This is a genomic window from Brevibacterium oceani, assembly GCF_013623835.1.
Classification (GTDB): Bacteria; Actinomycetota; Actinomycetes; order Actinomycetales; family Brevibacteriaceae; genus Brevibacterium; species Brevibacterium oceani.
This window is the reverse complement of sequence record NZ_JABKDE010000004.1, coordinates 102,069-118,618: the sequence shown is the minus strand read 5'-3', so window position 1 is coordinate 118,618 and position 16,550 is coordinate 102,069. Positions and strand designations below refer to the sequence as shown.

Here is a 16,550-nt window from a genome sequence, read left to right as displayed (position 1 = left end):
CCGGCGACGGTTCCATTGACCGCCGAAGGCACGAGGACGATCGCCAACAGTGCGACCACAGCGAGAACGACTCGGAGTCGGTTCCAAGAGAACGTTCGAGTCATGACTGCTTCGCCCTCCGCGTCCGCGAGACGACAGCCGATCCCACGACAATGAGCACGAACGCGGCCAGCAGGAACCACTGCCATCCGTCGATGCCGGTCCACGGCAGGTCTCCCGACCCGCCGGGCTCTTCCGCACCAGGATCGTCCGTGCCTGACCCGTCGGAATCGGCGTCGGCTTCGCCCGGATCGTCTGGCCCAGGGTCGCCTGGGCCCACGGAGAGTTCCTCCCCCTGACCCAGCGCGGTGATCCGGACGCTGCTCGTCTCTCCTGCGACCTCTTGCGCATCGGCACCGGGCAGCAGCGAGACAGTCACATCGATACGTCGTTCGTCCTCACTCGGCATTTCGTCGAGCACTCGGTTACCGTCCGGCGCACGTCCCAAGTCAGTCAGTGGCACCCCGCTCAGTAAGCTCCGTGAGCCCTCCGGGCATCCTTCGTCGGCCGAGGTCCGATCGCAGCTGTGCACATCGACGACCAGCGCTGAGGCGAGCGGCTCCGTCACCTGCCCTGCACCGATCTCGAGGTCGACCGTACCGGGATCGGCATCCTCGACCCACACGTCGACGATCCAATTCGCTGATGCACCCGGACTGAGACCGAGCATCTTCTCGTCGTCGCCGAACGCCTTCAACCGCAGATACTGACCGTGAACCTCCGACGAGGACTGGGCTGAGACAGCGCCTGTGCTTCCGCTTGCAGTCGCGTCGACTCCGAAGCCGTCCGCTGCGGCTCCTCCACCGAAGAGCATCGCAACGATGATCGGAGCTGCCACGGCGTGCTTGGGTGAGCGAGCGGGGGCTCGTAACTTGTCGATCTCGGCCCGAGCGGAACTTTCCGATAGCTCTCTGCCATCGCGGGACCCGTCACTCTCGCCCGGATTGTCGGTCTCGTCCGGTTCGTCGCCACGCCGCGGCCAGAAAGCCCAGACGACGAGGAGGCTCGCTGCGATCGTGATACCGCCGAGCAGGAACGGGTTGCGCCACTGTTGGAGAATCGGTGCGACGCCGGGAATCGAGAACATCACCGTGCGCACAGTCATCGCTGTGTAGGGCTCCGGGTCCTTCTCTTCGTTGGCGTCACCGCGCAGTTCGAATGTGACACGTCCTGACTGGGCGTCCTTGTCGAGGACGGAGACCACTCGGTGTGTGACCGGCAGGATCTTCTCCCCACGGTCGACGGTGACCACATCGCCGATCTCCATCTGCGCGGCTGGGGTCTCCCGGACGAGGGCGATCGAACCGGCCGGAATCGTCGGGCTCATCGAACCGGTCTTGAACATCATGATCGAGATGTTGAAGACGACGCTGAGGATGACGAGGACGATGCACACCACTCCGAGAACGGCGAGCACGTTGAGCAAGGCAGCCCCGAGCCATGCCCCCGCTCTGCCTCGCTTGATCTCATGATGCTCCGACATCGTCATCCCGCCACTGATTCGGCGCTCCACGTCCAGGTGTGCGTCGCCGTGCTGCCCTGCGCCGCATTGGGAGTCGTCTCCGGAAGAACGACTTCGAAGCAGTAGGCCTGAACCGACGTCGCCTGCTTACTCAGGGACTGGGTACTGTTTGAGGTGATTGCAGTCTTCAGCGGAATTCGGCTCGCGGTTCCAAGGGCGTATGTGGGACTTCCCGTGAATGAGTTCTCGGTACAGGTCACGCTTCCCATGCCACTGGTCGTCGTCGATTGAGTGACAGCCCGATATGCGAGGCTGGCACCGATCGTGGTTCCCGGATTGGTGATTCCACCCCCGGAGACCTTCACGGTCCCGTTCATCGTCGTCGTCGAGCTTGTTCGGACGAATACTTTCGCATACGACTTCGCCCCGGGGAACATATTGCCTGCGTCGAAGGTCATGGTCGGATTGCTCGTCCAGTTCGTCCCATCGACCGAGACCTCGATGTCGAATCGGCCTGCCGTGAACGAGCCCTCCGCGTTTTCGCTGTCCGTCCACGCCGCGACAGTCGCCGTCGCGCCCACACCGAAGACGAGCCCACCGGCGAGAATCGCTTTGACGCGTCGGTTGCGCAGCCGGCGCCGCTGTCGAACTTGCCGTCGACTCAGCAGGAGGGCACTTGACGGTGCCCTCCTGCCAGAGAAGAGATGGCGCAATCGCGACAATGAAAAGCGCATCGATCAGATCAGCGTCATTCGGCCGAGGTCGCGGTGAACTGCCATTGGGCGGTCGCTTTATCGCCCTCAGAGAGATCGTCACCCGCGGTGACGGTGAAGCACAGTGTCACCTGTGCTCCGGCTTCACCGTCGGCACCGGCAGTGAGGTTGAAGCCCTGTTTACCCGTCGTTGAGCTCAGTGCGGTGCCGGAGGGAACGATCTGTGTGCCTGTCGCGCCGACGGTGCAGGCACCGGCATTGGCGACCTGAACGATCCCGTAGGTCAGGTTGGCAGCGTTGGCTCCCGTTCCGGCCGCGCTGGTGAGGTCGACTGTCGCGTCGTATGTGGTGGCTTCATCGAGACGAAGCACGAACGGAGCAGCCACAGCGTCTCCGGGAGACAGATTGTCACTGGCGGGGAGCTCAAAGTCCAGTGATGCCGCGCCGTCCGCGCTCTCGTGATCGGTGAAGCTGTCGGCCGCTCCCGTCGTGCTGCCCTCAACGTTGAACGAACCGGCGCCGAAGACACCTTCGGCCCATTCGTCGTCGGTCCAGGCGGCCAGGGTTACGGCTGCGCCGACGCCGAGGACAATACCCCCGGCGAGGATGGCTTTGAACTTGCGGGAGCGGGTCTTGGAAGCGGTCACGGAGACTCCTTGTCCAGGGGTGCATGAGCACCGATCACAGTGAAGAGTGGTGGGGAATGATTTCATGATGACTGATGAATTACTTTCAAAGCACCCTTTTCCACCACTTTTGTGATCTGTTATAGAAAAGAGACTTTCAACAGAATCCGTCCCGAGCTCCCCAAGCCTCCTCTCCCATTCATTGAGAACGGCGTCGCCTTGTGTCAGTGACCGGGCGCACACTGAATGGACGAGAGAAGGCAAGGAGGCCACGGTGCCAGAACTTCAGACAGACGTCGCAATCGTCGGCGCAGGTCCCGCGGGACTCATGCTCGCGCACCTGCTGCACAACGCAGGCATCGAATCCGTCGTCATCGACAACCGCAGCCACGACGACATCGCGCACACCCACCGCGCTGGAATCCTCGAAGCAGGATCCGTGCGCATGCTCGAATCCGCCGGCGTCGAATCCCGCGTCCACACCTCAGGTCACCGCCACGACGGCATCGACATCCGCGTCAACGGCGTCTCCCACTCCTTCGACTTCCCCGAACTCGTCGGCGAATCCGTCTGGCTCTACCCGCAGAACGAGATCTTCGTCGACCTCGCCGCCGCCCGCGAACGCACCGGCGAACCGATCTTCTACTCGGTCACGGACACCCGCCTCGGCGATATCGAAACCGAGACCCCCTGGGTCACGGCCACCACCGCCGACGGCGAAGAGCTGCGCATCACCGCCCGCTACATCGTCGGCTCCGACGGCTCCCGCGGCCCCTGCCGCGCGATGATCCCCGAGGGCACCCGACAGCGGTTCTTCCACGAATACCCCTTCGCCTGGTTCGGCATCCTCTGCGAAGCCCCACCCAGCCACGAGGTCCTCATCTACTCCCGCTCCGACCACGGCTTCGCCCTCATCTCCCAGCGCAGCGACGCCGTCCAGCGCATGTACTTCCAGACCTCCCCTGACACCAACGTCGAGGACTGGTCCGATGACCGCATCTGGACCGAACTCCAAGCCCGCGTCGACGGCCCCGACGGCTTCGCACTCAAGACCGGGACGATCATCGACACGACCGTCCTCCCGTTCCGCTCGGCCGTGACCGAACCGATGCAGCACGGTTCGATGTTCCTCGCCGGTGACAGCGCCCACACCGTCCCTCCGACCGGGGCGAAAGGTCTCAACCTCGCGTTCGCCGACGTCTCCGTGCTCGCTCCGGCCCTGATCACAGCCTTCAGAGAATCCGACACCGAGGCGCTTGCCGCCTACTCGCAGACCGCGACCAAGCGGGTCTGGAAGGCACAGAACTTCTCGTACCAGATGACCCGGATGCTCCACACCGACCCCAGTCAGGACGCGTTCGAAACGAAGCGCAGCCTCGGCGAGCTCCATTCCATCCTCGAGTCCGAACACGGCCGCCGCTACCTCGCCGAGTGCTACACCGGCTGGCCCCACGGCTGACCCGCTCCCCCATTCCTCCCCACAGGCACTCCGCACAGATATCAGCACCACAAGAGAGAAAGGTTCGACGATGAGTCAGCATCAGACCTCGGACACCGATGAGGCCTCCGAGGCCTTCGATTCCCCGACCGTCATCAACGAGGCTGTGAAGGGCCCCGATGACGCCGCAGAATCCCAGGCGACCCTGTCGGCGGAGATCGCCGACATCGAATCGCAGTACAAGCAGAACCTCGCCGCCGGGCAGAAGCCCGAGGCCCAGCCGCGCCTGGACTACCGGCCCTACCGGTCCTCGATCCTGCGCCACCCGACGAAGGATCCCCGCCACACCGACCCGGAGACGATCGAGCTCTTCTCCCCCGCCTTCGGCCACCGCGACATCGGCACCCTCGAATCGGACCTGACGATCCAGGCCGACGGCGAACCCATCGGCGAGCGCATCCGCGTCACCGGACGCGTCCTCGACGGTGACGGCCGACCCGTACGCAACCAGCTCGTCGAGATCTGGCAGGCGAACTCGGCCGGCCGCTACATCCACAAACGCGACCAGCACCCGGCGCCGATCGACCCGAACTTCACCGGTGTCGGACGCACCCTGACCGGGCCGAACGGCGAGTATTCGTTCACCACGATCAAGCCGGGCCCCTACCCGTGGAAGAACCACCACAACGCGTGGCGGCCCGCCCACATCCACTTCTCGCTGTTCGGATCCGAGTTCACTCAGCGCATGATCACCCAGATGTACTTCCCAGGCGACCCGCTCTTCGCCCTCGACCCGATCTACCAGTCGATCACCGACCAGAAGGCCCGCGACCGACTGGTCGCAACCTACGACCACAACATCACCGAGCACGAATTCCTCATGGGCTACAACTGGGACATCGTGCTCACCGGAGCCAACCGGACCTGGATGGAAGAAGAGGACGATGACTGATCTCACCGCAACCCCGGACCTCACGCCCACCCCGGGCCAGACCGTCGGCCCGTTCTACGGCTACGCCCTCCCGTACGACCACGACAACGAACTCGTGCCCCCCGGCTCCGCACGCGCCGTGCAGCTGACCGGCGCCGTCTACGACGGGGCGGGCGAACGGGTCCCGGACGCAATCCTCGAGATCTGGCAGCCCGACGAGAACGGCGACGTGCCCCGCGCGACGGGATCGCTGCGCCGCAACGGCTTCACCTTCACCGGCTTCGGCCGCGCCGCCGTCGACCCCGAGGGCGAGTTCAGCTTCTCGACCGTCAACCCCGGCCCCACCGAGGCGGGCAAGGCCCCGTTCATCAGCGTCGTCATCTTCGCCCGCGGCCTGCTCAACCGCCTCTTCACCAGGATCTACCTGCCCGAGGACACCGAGGCCCTGGCTGCCGACCCTTTCCTGTCCTCCCTCGACGAGGCCGACCGCCGACGCCTCATCGCCACCCGAGGGGCTGACGCATCGCTGCACTTCGACATACGGTTGCAGGGTGAGGAGGAAACCCCCTTCCTCCGATTCCCCGGCCACGAGGACTGACGCAATGACCGACACCGCCCACACCCGCTTCCTCTTCGCCCCCGGCGATCTGAGGGGCGCCGAAGCCATCGACGACGCCGCGCTCATCTCCGCGATCGGGCAGGTCGAAACCGCGTGGATCGTCGCCCAGGGACGGGTGGGGCTGGTGTCGTCGGAGACCCGCGCCGAGGTGGCCGCCGCCATCGATGCCACCGTCCGGACGCTGACCGACGATCACACCGAGCTCGAGTCCTTGGGTGAGGCCGCCGAATCCGGCGGCAATCCCGTCATCCCGTTCCTCGGCCTCGTCCGTAAGCGGCTCAGCCCGGAGGCCTCACGGTGTCTGCACCGGGGGCTGACCAGCCAGGACGTCATCGATTCGGCCATCGGTCTGCTCGTCTCCCGCGTGGTGCGCCAGCTCCAGGCCCGGCTCGAAGTCATCGGCGCCTCCCTGGTCGAGCTCTCGAACACTCATACCGAGACGCTGTGTCTGGCACGGACGCTGACCCAACCGGCACTGCCGACGACATTCGGCCTCAAGGCAGCCACGTGGGCCGCCGAGGTCAACGAAGTCCAAGCTCAGGCCCCCTACGTCGACTATGTGCAGGTCGGCGGTGCCGCGGGCACACGGGCCGCCATCCGCTGGTTCGCCGGCGAGTCCACCGATTCGTTGCTGCGCGAATTCCATGTCCAGATGGTCGGCCCCGATGCGGCACTCACCCAGATCCCCGTCCCCTGGCACACGGACCGAGTGCGCATCCTCTCGTGGGGATCCCACCTTGCCCAATGCGTGACCGTGGGTGCCTCGATCGCCCGCGACGTCCTCATCGGCGTCCGCCCGGAGATCGGGGAACTGTCGCTGTCGGCCACCGGCGGATCATCGGCGATGCCGCACAAATCGAACCCCACCTCGGCGGTGCTCCTCCACCGCAACGGCATACGCGTGCCCGGCGCGCTGTCCACCCTGACCACGGCCGCCGCCGAAGCGGTCGAAGAACGCTCCGACGGTGCCTGGCATGCCGAATGGCCGGCCCTGTCCGAACTCATGACCTTGGCGATCTCATCCCTGACCATCCTCGATGACATGATCGCGGGCCTGCACGTCCGCCCCGAGGCCATGCGGGCGAACCTCGATGCCGCCAGTCCCGGGATCTTCGGGGAGAAACTCACCATCGTCTTCGGCGACCGCCTGACCAAGGACCAGATCGCTGACATCATCGCCCCCGGCTCGGACCCCGTCGCTGCGCTGCGCGAAGCGGTCGGCGACGAGGACGGAATCTCCGAGTTCTTCACCCCCGAGTCCTACCTCGGAGAGGCCGAGGACATCCGCCGGACCATCCTTGCCACCATCGACGAATCCGGACCGCAGGAGATCGACCTGCCGTCCTTCGACTGAGACACCCCGACTGAGAAAACACGCTCGAGAAAGTGACATCCATGGAGCTCACCGCATCCGTTCTCGCCGCCCCCACGACCCCGGCCGACGAGGCCCGGGTCCTCGTCGTCCTCCCCTCGCTGGGCACCTCGGTGGCCGCGCTGTGGCAGCAGGCGGCGAGCGCATTCGCGGCGGTGAGTCCGGAGACGACGGTCATCGGCATCGACCTGCCCGGTCACGGCCGTTCGACGCCGATCACCGTTCCCCCAGAGACATCGGTGGCTCCGCGGATCACGATGTCCGACCTCGCCGAGGCGGTCCTGTCGACACTCGACCGCGTCCTTCCCGATGTGGTCGCCCCCGGCACGCCCGTCGACCTCGCCGGCGATTCGATCGGCGGGGCCACCGCCATGCAGCTGGCCCTCGACCACGCCGACCGCTTCGGTCGCATCGCGGTGTTCTGCACCGGCGCGAAGATCGGTGAGGCCACCGCCTGGGAGGAGCGCGCCCAGACCGTGGCCACCTCGGGCACACCGACTCAGATCATCGGTTCGGCACAGCGCTGGTTCGGTGAGGGCTTCATGGACCGCGAGCCGGAAGCCTCGGCCGCGCTGCTGCACTCACTTCAGGATGCCGACCGCTTCTCCTACGCCTCCCTCTGCTATGCGCTGGCCGACTTCGATGTCCGCGAACGCCTGCCCGAGATCACCCGCCCGGTTCTCGCCGTCGCCGGTTCCGAGGACCAGCCGACCCCGGCGACGAAGCTCGCCGAGATCGCGAACGCCGTCCCTGGTGCCCTCCTCGAGGTCATCGAAGGGGCCGCCCATCTGGTGCCCGCCGAGGCGCCCGCCGTGACCGCGGGACTGCTTCATGACTTCTTCGGCGGCAAGGGCCTCGGCGCCGGGGCCGGAGGAACCGCCGCGGCAGGAGGATCCGCCGGCGCCGATGGTGCGGCTGGTGCGGCCGCTCTGCCCACCGCTTCAGGACCGCGGGAGGCCAGCCGCGACGAGGTCCGCGAGGCCGGGATGACCGTGCGCCGCGAAGTCCTCTCCGACGCCCACGTCGATCGGGCGAATGCGAAGGTCGACGACTTCACGAGCGACTTCCAGGACCTCATCACCCGTTATGCGTGGGGTGAGATCTGGACCCGGCCCGGTCTGGACCGTCGCATGCGATCGGCCATCACACTCACCGCCATGATCGCCGGCGGCCACGAAGCCGAACTCGCGATGCACGTCAAGGCGGCGCTGCGCAACGGCCTGACCCGGGACGAGATCAAGGAAGTCCTCCTCCAGTCGGCCATCTACTGCTCGGTGCCGAGCGCGAACACGGCCTTCTCCGTCGCCTCCCAGGCCCTGGCCGAGGTCGACGCGGAGGCGAACGCCGACGATCCATCCGAGTCCTGAGCGTCCGCGCGGACTCGACACTCGCACAGACTCAACCTGCGTACGGGACGATCGGCCGCCTCGGCGAGGGTGTCGGTGACGCCAGGCACGGCACGCAGCCTGTTCGAATCGTCACATTGCGTCCCCCGCACTTTCGAGGAGCCGCGATGGGCAATAGGCTGGTGCGGTCGTCCCACACACCCCTCGTCTCCGAAGGAGTCCTATGAGCGATGCCCCGGTCTCCCGCGGAGTCTACAAGTTCGCCGTCTTCGCCCTGGCGATCGGCGCCTTCGGCATCGGAGTGACCGAATTCGCGACCATGGGACTGCTGCCGATGATCGCCGAGGAGCTCGGCATCACGGTCCCCCAGGCCGGTCACGCGGTGTCGTTCTACGCGATCGGCGTCGTCGTCGGTGCACCCCTGATCACGACCATCGCCGCGCACATGGACCGCAAACTGCTGCTCCTGTGCATGATGGGACTCTTCGCCCTGGGCAACCTCGCCTCGATGCTCGCTCCGACCGCGGCCCTGTTCAACATCGCGCGCTTCGCCTCGGGCCTGCCCCATGGCGCCTATCTGGGAATCGGCGCGGTCGTCGCCGCCTCCCTCGTCCCGGCGAACCGCCGCGGGCGGGCGATGTCGCGAGTCATGCTCGGACTGACGATCGCGAACATCTTCGGTGTGCCCTTCGCCGCGGCACTGGGCAATCTGTTCGGGTGGCGCAGCGCCTACGGTCTCGTCGCGGGGCTGGGCATCCTCACCGTCATCATGGTCGCCATCGCCGTCCCGCGTGTGAGCGTCGGCGCCGGTGAGGTGCCATCGGCGCGCGGGGAGATCAAGGCACTCGGTCGCGTGCAGATCATCCTCACCCTCGTGGCCGGGTCCGTCGGGTTCGGCGGCATGTTCGCCGTCTACACCTACATCACCCCGACCATGACCGACGTCGCCGGCGTTCCCGAGGTCGCGATCCCGTGGGTGCTCGCCGTCTACGGACTCGGCATGACCGCCGGCTCCCTCATCGCCGGACCGCTGGTCGACAAGTCCATCGAACGTTCGGCCACCGGCGGCATGATCCTCTCCGCCCTCGTGCTCGCCGCTTTCGGCGCCTTCACCCACATCGCGGCGATCGCGATCATCGCGCTCTTCCTCATCGGCATCTCCGGATCGATGATCACCACGGCCTTGCAGATGCGCCTGTTCCGCGAATCCCACGACGCCCCGAGCCTGTCCGCAGCCATGAACCACGCCGCGTTCAACCTCGCCAATGCCCTCGGCGCGTGGCTCGGCGGCATCGTCATCACCGCAGGACTCGGCTACCGCGCACCCGCCTGGGTCGGCGTCGGGCTGTGCCTGGCCGGACTCATCGTCATCTCCGTCGCGATCTTCCTCCGCCGAGGCGGCTCCCCCGACAAGAGCACCCGCACCCCGGTCGAAACCTGAGTTCCGAGCAGATCTAGGTCGCTATCGGATACTTTCCAGCGCTGAAAGTATCCGATGGTGACCTATATTTGAGTGCCGATACGATGAAGGCATGGATCACCCCGCGCCCAGTCGCTCTCATGCCCTGACCCGCCGACCGCAGCCAGCCGTTCTGTCGGCCCTGGCCGCGTTCGCGGTCCTCGCACTTCTGCTCCTGACCGGGTGCGGATCGTCCGATTCCGAGGGCGACTCCGGCGGCTCCGCTGAAAGCTCGACCAGCGCGGAGACTTCGACCGAAGCCGCGCCCGGCACCTGCTCCTACCCGAAGGATTCGCAGTCCGGCGCCAAGGACGTCGACACCCCTGATGAGCAGCCGCAGGCGAAGGGCAAGGTCAAGGCCGCCATCGCCACGAACGCCGGCGATCTGACCGTGACCCTCGACGCCGACGGTGCCCCCTGCACCGTCAACAGCTTCCTGTCCCTGGCGAAGCAGAAGTACTTCGCCGACACCGACTGCCACCGCCTGACCACCGAGGGCATCTTCGTCCTCCAGTGCGGCGACCCCACCGGCACCGGTTCGGGCGGACCCGGCTACTCGTTCGCCGATGAGGTCGACGGCTCCGAGACCTACCCGGCAGGCACCCTCGCCATGGCCAACGCCGGCCCCGACACCAACGGCTCCCAGTTCTTCGTCGTCTACGACGACAGTTCTCTGCCGCCGGACTACACCGTCTTCGGCTCCCTCGACAAGGACAGCACGAAGACCGTGTCCGACATCGCCGACAAGGGCACGGACTCCGGTGCCGGCGACGGCGCCCCGAAGGAGAAGGTCACCATCACCGGAGTCTCCGTCTCCGAGTAAGGCGCGACCCGCAGGAGTCGTGCCCGCAGGCGGGCCGAACACGCGTCCCTGCTGGTCACCAGCCCGCGAAAATACTCGGATGACCGAGCAATCTCGTCTTCCGAGACGCGGAGAACGCATTTTGTGAGACGGGCGTAGTGTCTATCCGTCGCCGTCGACGCTGTGCTCGCACAGCATCGGCGGCCCTTTTCCATTGACACGAGCACCACCCGCCCGTGCCTGCACTCACGAAACAGCGGAGCACAACGACACCATGTCCACCGAAACACAACCGGGGAATCCGAACCCCTCACCCGACGACGCCGTCGAGTCCGACGCCATCGCAGCGACTCGGAAGAACAACACCCGCGGCAAGGTCCTGACCGCCTCGATGGTCGGCACCACGATCGAGTTCTTCGACTTCTACGCCTACGCGACCGCCTCGTCGCTGGTCTTCCCGGCGCTCTTCTTCCCCAATCAGACCTCGACGACGCAGCTGCTGAGCTCGTTCGCGATCTTCGGCGTCGCCTTCGTCGCCCGCCCCCTGGGCTCGATCATCTTCGGTCACTTCGGTGACCGGATCGGCCGGAAGAAGACACTCATCGCCTCCCTGCTCATCATGGGCATCGGCACCTTCCTCATCGGGCTGCTCCCGACCGCCTCGGCGCCGGGCTGGGCCGTCCTCGCGCCCGCGATGCTCGTCCTCCTGCGCTTCTGCCAGGGTGTCGGCCTCGGCGGCGAATGGTCGGGTGCTGCCCTGCTGGCAACCGAGAACGCCCCGAAGGGCAAGCGCGCCATCTGGGGCACCTTCCCTCAGCTCGGCGCCCCGGTCGGCTTCATCATCGCCAACCTGCTCTTCGTCGGGCTGAACTCGTGGACCTCCCCCGAGGCTTTCCTTGCGTGGGGCTGGCGCATCCCGTTCCTGCTCTCGGCGATCCTCGTCGCCGTCGGTCTCTGGGTCCGCCTCTCCCTCATGGAGACCCCGGCCTTCCAGCTCGTCGCGCAGAAGCAGCAGATCTCGAAGGCCCCCATCGGCCGCGTCTTCGCCACGAGCTGGAAGCCGCTCATCCTCGGCACCTTCATCATGCTCGCGACCTACGTGATCTTCTACTTCATGACCGCGTTCACCCTGACCTACGGCACCTCACCGGCCACCGTGGAACAGGCACAGACCGTCGCCGAGGCGGCGGGAACCTCCTTCGATCCCGCCGGGTTCGTCGCGGGGCTCGGCTACACGAAGAGCGAATTCCTCACCTACCTCATCATCGGCGTCGTCTTCTTCGGCATCTTCACCGTCGTCTCCGGGCCCCTGGCCGAGAAGCTGGGTCGGCGGAAGATGCTGCTCGGCGTGACCGTGCTCATCGCCGCCTACGGTCTCGTCGTCAACGCCCTGTTCAACGCGGGCACCGCGGGTGTCGTCATCGCTCTCATCGTCGGGTTCATCCTCATGGGACTGACGTTCGGGCCGATGGCCGCCTACCTGCCCGAGCTCTTCCCGGCCAATGTCCGCTACACCGGTTCGGCCGTGTCCTACAATATGGCCAGCGTCATCGGCGCAGGCCCGGCTCCCTTCGCGATGGTCGCGCTGTGGCAGGCCGAGGGTGGCACGATCTTCTACTGCGGCCTCTACATCATCGGCGCCGCGATCCTCACGTTCGCAGCGCTGTGGCTGGCCAAGGACACCAGCGACCTCGACATGGAGGATCAGCTGAGCTGAGCGGCTCCGGCCGAATCAATCTCAGGCAGGGTCCGATCATCGTACGCGATGGTCGGACCCTCTGCCGTTCCCGCACGGCGCCCGCTCGCGAAGCTCGGCCGGCCGGCCTCACAAGGTGGCAAAACTACGATTTCGTCACAACCGCCTCGGCGGTCATCGGTTGCACCGAAGTGTGACCCAGTTCACGGTAGGATTCCTCTCAGACGTTGCTCAGGTACGACCGCCGAGCGACCCGCGATTGCGTGACACACCCGTCACCGACTCACTGGAGGAACCATGAAACGACGCTTGACCCTGGCCACCGTGGCCGTCGGCGCCATGCTCGCCCTGTCCGCCTGCGGCGGAGGCGATTCGGAACCCGCGGCGACGGCAGAAGGCGGTGTCCCCCTCGTCAAGGAGGGCAAGCTGACGACCTGCACGCACCTGTCCTACCAGCCGTTCCAGTTCGAGAAGGACGGTGAGGTCGTCGGCTTCGACGTCGACATCGTCGATGCCGTGGCGAAGAAGCTCGGCGTCGAACAGGAGATCATCAACACCTCCTTCGAGACGATCACCTCGGGCGCCGAGTTCAACCAGAACAAGTGCGATGTCGCGGCCGCCGCCACGACGATCACCCCCGAGCGCGAGGAGGCGACCGACTTCTCCGAACCCTACTTCGACGCGAACCAGGCGATCCTGACCAAGGCAGATAAGACAGCGAAGGACGAGGCGGGGCTGAAGGGCTTCAAGATCGGCGCTCAAGCCGGCACGACTGGCCTCGACTACGCGACGGAGAACTTCAAGGACTCCGAAGTCATCACCTATGAGGACCTGCCCCTGTCACTCGAGGCGCTCAAGACAGGGCAGGTCGACGCCGTCATCAACGACAACGGTGTGCTGTACAACTACAACACCGAGAACAAGGGCTTTGCGGTCGGCTTCGACATCAAGACCGATGAGCACTACGGCATCTCGATGAAGAAGGGCAACACGGCGATGAAGAAGGCCGTGGACGACACGATCACGGAGATCAAGGACAACGGGGAGTACGACGAGATCTACAAGAAGTGGTTCGGCGACGCCCCCAAGTGATCGCACCTGTTTGGGCGGTCGCCCGCGACGACGAGGTCGCGGGCGACCGCCCGTTCGGCTGAGATCGACCGACCTGCCTGAGTCCCATCCGATCTTCACGGCACGTACCCCGGCGGGCACCCCCGCCACAGTTTTCGAAGGACAACCATGTCAGTTCCCACAGCGAGCGAGGACGGCCGCCAGACCGGCCCAGCCGTCCCCACCGCCACTGCAACCCCGAAAGCTAGGATGAGCAAACGCCAGAAGGCGAAGCTCTCCCGCGGCATCCAATACGCGATCCTCATCGTCATCGCGATCCTCATCGCGATCTTCGCCGACTGGCCGAAGCTCATCGACTCCTTCGGTCGCGTCGACATCGCGGCGGGCATGTTTCCCGACGTCATCACGATGGCGCTGAAGAACACCGTGGTCTATACATTCCTCGGCTTCGCTCTCGGGCTGGTCATCGCCCTGTTCGTCGCCCTCATGCGACTGTCCTCGGTCGGCGTCTACCGCTGGCTCGCGACGATCTACATCGAGTTCTTCCGCGGACTGCCAGCCCTCGTCGTCTTCCTCGTCCTCGGCTTCGGCCTGCCCGTCGCCTTCGAGAATTTCAATCTGCCGCAGCTGGTCATCATCATGATCGCCCTCGGCCTCGTGTCCTCGGCTTATATGGCCGAGACGATCCGCGCCGGCATCCAGGCGGTGCCGAAGGGACAGATCGAGGCCGCGCGATCATTGGGAATGTCTTCCTCGCGCGCGATGTTCACGATCGTCCTGCCGCAGGCGATGCGCATCATCCTGCCACCGCTGACGAACGAGCTGATCCTGCTCGCCAAGGACTCCTCCCTGGCCTACATCCTCGGGTCCTCGGTCGACGGCCGCGAGCTCGCGGCACTAGGCAGAGCAGAGATCGTCAACACCGCGAATCTCACGCCTTTCATCGTCATCGCGCTGTGCTATCTCATCATCACGATCCCGCTGTCCTATCTCTCACGGGTCCTCGAGCGCAAGTACGGTTCCGCTGATTCTGGAGTGAAATGATGAACGTTCCCACCACCTCGGCGGCTTCCACCGCCGCCCCTATCATCGCGATTCGAAACCTGCAGAAGAGCTTCGGGACGAACAAGGTCCTCACCGATATCAGCCTCGACGTCGACAAGGGCGAGGTCGTCTGCGTCATCGGGCCCTCGGGCTCGGGCAAGTCGACGATGCTGCGGTGCATCAACACGCTCGAGACTCCGAGCGGCGGCTCGATCGTCGTCGACGGCATGGACATGACCGATCTGGACCTCGACATCGACGCAGCCCGCACCCGCATCGGCATGGTTTTCCAGTCCTTCAACCTCTTCGGCCACCTCACGGTGCGCGAGAACCTCACGATCGCCCAGACGAAGGTGCTGAAGCGGTCGAAGGCCGAGGCGAACAAGGTCGCCGAGGCGAACCTCGCGAAGGTCGGTCTGTCCGAGAAGATGGAGGCCAAGCCGGGATCGCTCTCTGGAGGTCAGCAGCAGAGGGTGGCGATCGCCCGGGCGCTGAGCATGGACCCCGATGTCATGCTCTTCGACGAACCCACCTCGGCGCTCGATCCCGAGACCGTCGGTGACGTCCTCCAGGTCATGCGCAACCTCGCCGAGGCGGGGATGACGATGGTCGTGGTCACCCACGAGATGGAGTTCGCCCGCCAGGTCGCCGACCGCGTGGTCTTCATGGACGGCGGAGTCGTCGTCGAAGCAGGACCGGCGAAGGACGTCATCGGCAATCCGCAGGAGCAGCGGACGAAGGACTTCCTCTCCCGCGTCCTCCACCCCGGGCAGTTGGGGTAGGGCGCCGTCCGCCGACCGCTCACGTTACCGACACTGTATCGCGTTATGCGGCGAGCGGTGGGCGGTAACTTGAGCGGTCGGCGAGGTGGAGCTCCGCCCAAGTTGTGTCAGAGGGTGAAGCCGGCGGGGAACGGGTCGCTGGGGTCGAGCATGAATTGCGAGGTCGCGGTCAGCCACGCGCTCCCCGTGATCGTCGGCACCACCGCCACGTGCTCCCCGACGCTCGTCTCCTCGATCAGTCGTCCGGTGAACGAGGTGCCGATGAAGGACTCGTTGACGAAGTCCGTGTCGAGCGCCAACTGCCCGCGCGCATGCCGGACGGCCATAAGCGCGCTGGTGCCGGTGCCGCCCGGCGAACGGTCGAGCCACCCGGGATGGTTGATGAGGACGTGGCGGGCGTTCGGTGCGGGCTCGTCCGCGTCCGCACCCGTCTCCACGCCCGACTCCGGCGCCAGGAACACGACATGCTCACACCCCCGGTAGCCGGTTTCAGGGTGCACCGGTGACAGCTGCTCGTTCACCGCTGCCATGATCTCGCGTCCGGCGGCGATGAACTCTTCGGAACGGTCCCTCTCGAACGGGATCCCCACCTCGGCGGCGGAGACGAAGGCGTAGAAGTTCCCACCGAAGCCGATGTCACATGGCACCCTTCCGTGGCCTGGCACCTCGACGACCTGGTCAAGGGCGTGCGCATAGGAAGCGACGTTGGTGATGGTGACCGCCTCGGCGCGGCCCTCACGGACAGCCACCTCGGCGGTGATGAGCCCGATCGGGGCATCCAACCGCACCGTCGTCACCGGCTCGGTCACCGGGACCATCCCGGTCTCGACGAGGACAGTGGCCACGGCGATGGTTCCGGCACCGCACATCGGCAGCACCCCGGTGACCTCGATGAAGAGCACTCCCCAGTCGGCATCGGTCCGGGTCGGCGGCTGCAGGATCGCTCCTGAGAGCCAGCCGTGGCCGCGCGGTTCGCACATGAGGAAGGTGCGCAGATCATCGGAATGCTCGATGAACCGCTCCCGCCGCTCGGCCATCGACGAACCGGGGAACGCACCCACTCCCCCGGTGACGACGCGGACGGGCAGCCCCTCGGAGTGGGCCTCGACGGTCTGGATGAGTCGATTCGTACGCATGCGTGATCAGCTCT

General features: G+C 65.9%; 15 protein-coding genes. 11 read left to right on the top strand and 4 right to left on the bottom strand.

Annotated elements, in window-relative coordinates; all coding sequences use genetic code 11:
• Window positions 1-100: 100 nt before the first annotated feature.
• From HK401_RS20465 to HK401_RS09950, 3 genes are read right to left on the bottom strand one after another with little or no spacing between them, the layout of a single operon-like run.
• Complete coding sequence (locus HK401_RS20465) at window positions 101-1,522, bottom strand: signal peptidase I (protein WP_219921871.1); 1,422 nt, start codon at window positions 1,520-1,522, stop codon at window positions 101-103.
• A 2-nt stretch (window positions 1,523-1,524) separates the two neighbouring features.
• Entirely contained in the window at window positions 1,525-2,235 is a 711-nt protein-coding gene (locus HK401_RS09955; RefSeq protein ID WP_219921870.1) for a SipW-dependent-type signal peptide-containing protein, read from the bottom strand.
• A 14-nt stretch (window positions 2,236-2,249) separates the two neighbouring features.
• Window positions 2,250-2,861 carry a SipW-dependent-type signal peptide-containing protein gene (locus HK401_RS09950; protein WP_309135955.1) on the bottom strand — a complete coding sequence of 204 codons (612 nt, stop codon included), beginning with the start codon at window positions 2,859-2,861 and terminating at the stop codon, window positions 2,250-2,252.
• A 253-nt stretch (window positions 2,862-3,114) separates the two neighbouring features.
• Here HK401_RS09950 and HK401_RS09945 point away from each other — a divergent pair, with 253 nt between their 5' ends.
• The 11 genes from HK401_RS09945 (at window position 3,115) to HK401_RS09895 (ending at window position 15,400) form a co-directional block, all read left to right on the top strand.
• The gene (locus tag HK401_RS09945; protein ID WP_181274518.1) at window positions 3,115-4,299 is read left to right on the top strand and encodes a 4-hydroxybenzoate 3-monooxygenase; all 1,185 of its coding nucleotides are present in this window, start codon (window positions 3,115-3,117) and stop codon (window positions 4,297-4,299) included.
• Window positions 4,300-4,369: 70 nt separating this feature from the next.
• A complete protein-coding gene (pcaH, locus tag HK401_RS09940; RefSeq protein ID WP_181274517.1) occupies window positions 4,370-5,230 on the top strand; it encodes a protocatechuate 3,4-dioxygenase subunit beta in 861 nt (286 codons plus the stop codon).
• Window positions 5,223-5,807: a protocatechuate 3,4-dioxygenase subunit alpha gene (gene pcaG / locus HK401_RS09935; RefSeq protein WP_181274516.1), complete on the top strand. Its 585-nt coding sequence runs from the start codon at window positions 5,223-5,225 to the stop codon at window positions 5,805-5,807. The genes pcaH and pcaG overlap by 8 nt, the downstream gene beginning before the upstream one ends.
• 4 nt (window positions 5,808-5,811) lie before the next feature.
• Entirely contained in the window at window positions 5,812-7,182 is a 1,371-nt protein-coding gene (locus HK401_RS09930) for a lyase family protein (RefSeq protein WP_181274515.1), read from the top strand.
• A 41-nt stretch (window positions 7,183-7,223) separates the two neighbouring features.
• Complete coding sequence (gene pcaDC, locus HK401_RS21170; RefSeq protein ID WP_181274514.1) at window positions 7,224-8,567, top strand: bifunctional 3-oxoadipate enol-lactonase/4-carboxymuconolactone decarboxylase PcaDC; 1,344 nt, start codon at window positions 7,224-7,226, stop codon at window positions 8,565-8,567.
• 202 nt (window positions 8,568-8,769) lie between these two features.
• Entirely contained in the window at window positions 8,770-9,987 is a 1,218-nt protein-coding gene (locus HK401_RS09920) for an MFS transporter (protein ID WP_181274513.1), read from the top strand.
• A 91-nt stretch (window positions 9,988-10,078) separates the two neighbouring features.
• Entirely contained in the window at window positions 10,079-10,828 is a 750-nt protein-coding gene (locus HK401_RS09915; RefSeq protein ID WP_181274512.1) for a peptidylprolyl isomerase, read from the top strand.
• A 253-nt stretch (window positions 10,829-11,081) separates the two neighbouring features.
• Window positions 11,082-12,524: an MFS transporter gene (locus tag HK401_RS09910; RefSeq protein ID WP_181274511.1), complete on the top strand. Its 1,443-nt coding sequence runs from the start codon at window positions 11,082-11,084 to the stop codon at window positions 12,522-12,524.
• A 276-nt stretch (window positions 12,525-12,800) separates the two neighbouring features.
• The gene (locus tag HK401_RS09905) at window positions 12,801-13,595 is read left to right on the top strand and encodes a transporter substrate-binding domain-containing protein (protein WP_181274510.1); all 795 of its coding nucleotides are present in this window, start codon (window positions 12,801-12,803) and stop codon (window positions 13,593-13,595) included.
• Between the two features lie 228 nt (window positions 13,596-13,823).
• On the top strand, window positions 13,824-14,618 hold the full coding sequence (locus HK401_RS09900; protein WP_181274867.1) for an amino acid ABC transporter permease: 795 nt from the start codon (window positions 13,824-13,826) through the stop codon (window positions 14,616-14,618).
• Complete coding sequence (locus HK401_RS09895; protein ID WP_219921869.1) at window positions 14,618-15,400, top strand: amino acid ABC transporter ATP-binding protein; 783 nt, start codon at window positions 14,618-14,620, stop codon at window positions 15,398-15,400. The genes HK401_RS09900 and HK401_RS09895 overlap by 1 nt, the downstream gene beginning before the upstream one ends.
• 107 nt (window positions 15,401-15,507) lie before the next feature.
• Here HK401_RS09895 and HK401_RS09890 read toward each other — a convergent pair whose 3' ends face one another.
• Window positions 15,508-16,536, bottom strand: a complete 1,029-nt coding sequence (locus HK401_RS09890; protein ID WP_181274509.1) for a proline racemase family protein — start codon at window positions 16,534-16,536, stop codon at window positions 15,508-15,510.
• Between the last annotated feature and the right edge of the window lie 14 nt (window positions 16,537-16,550).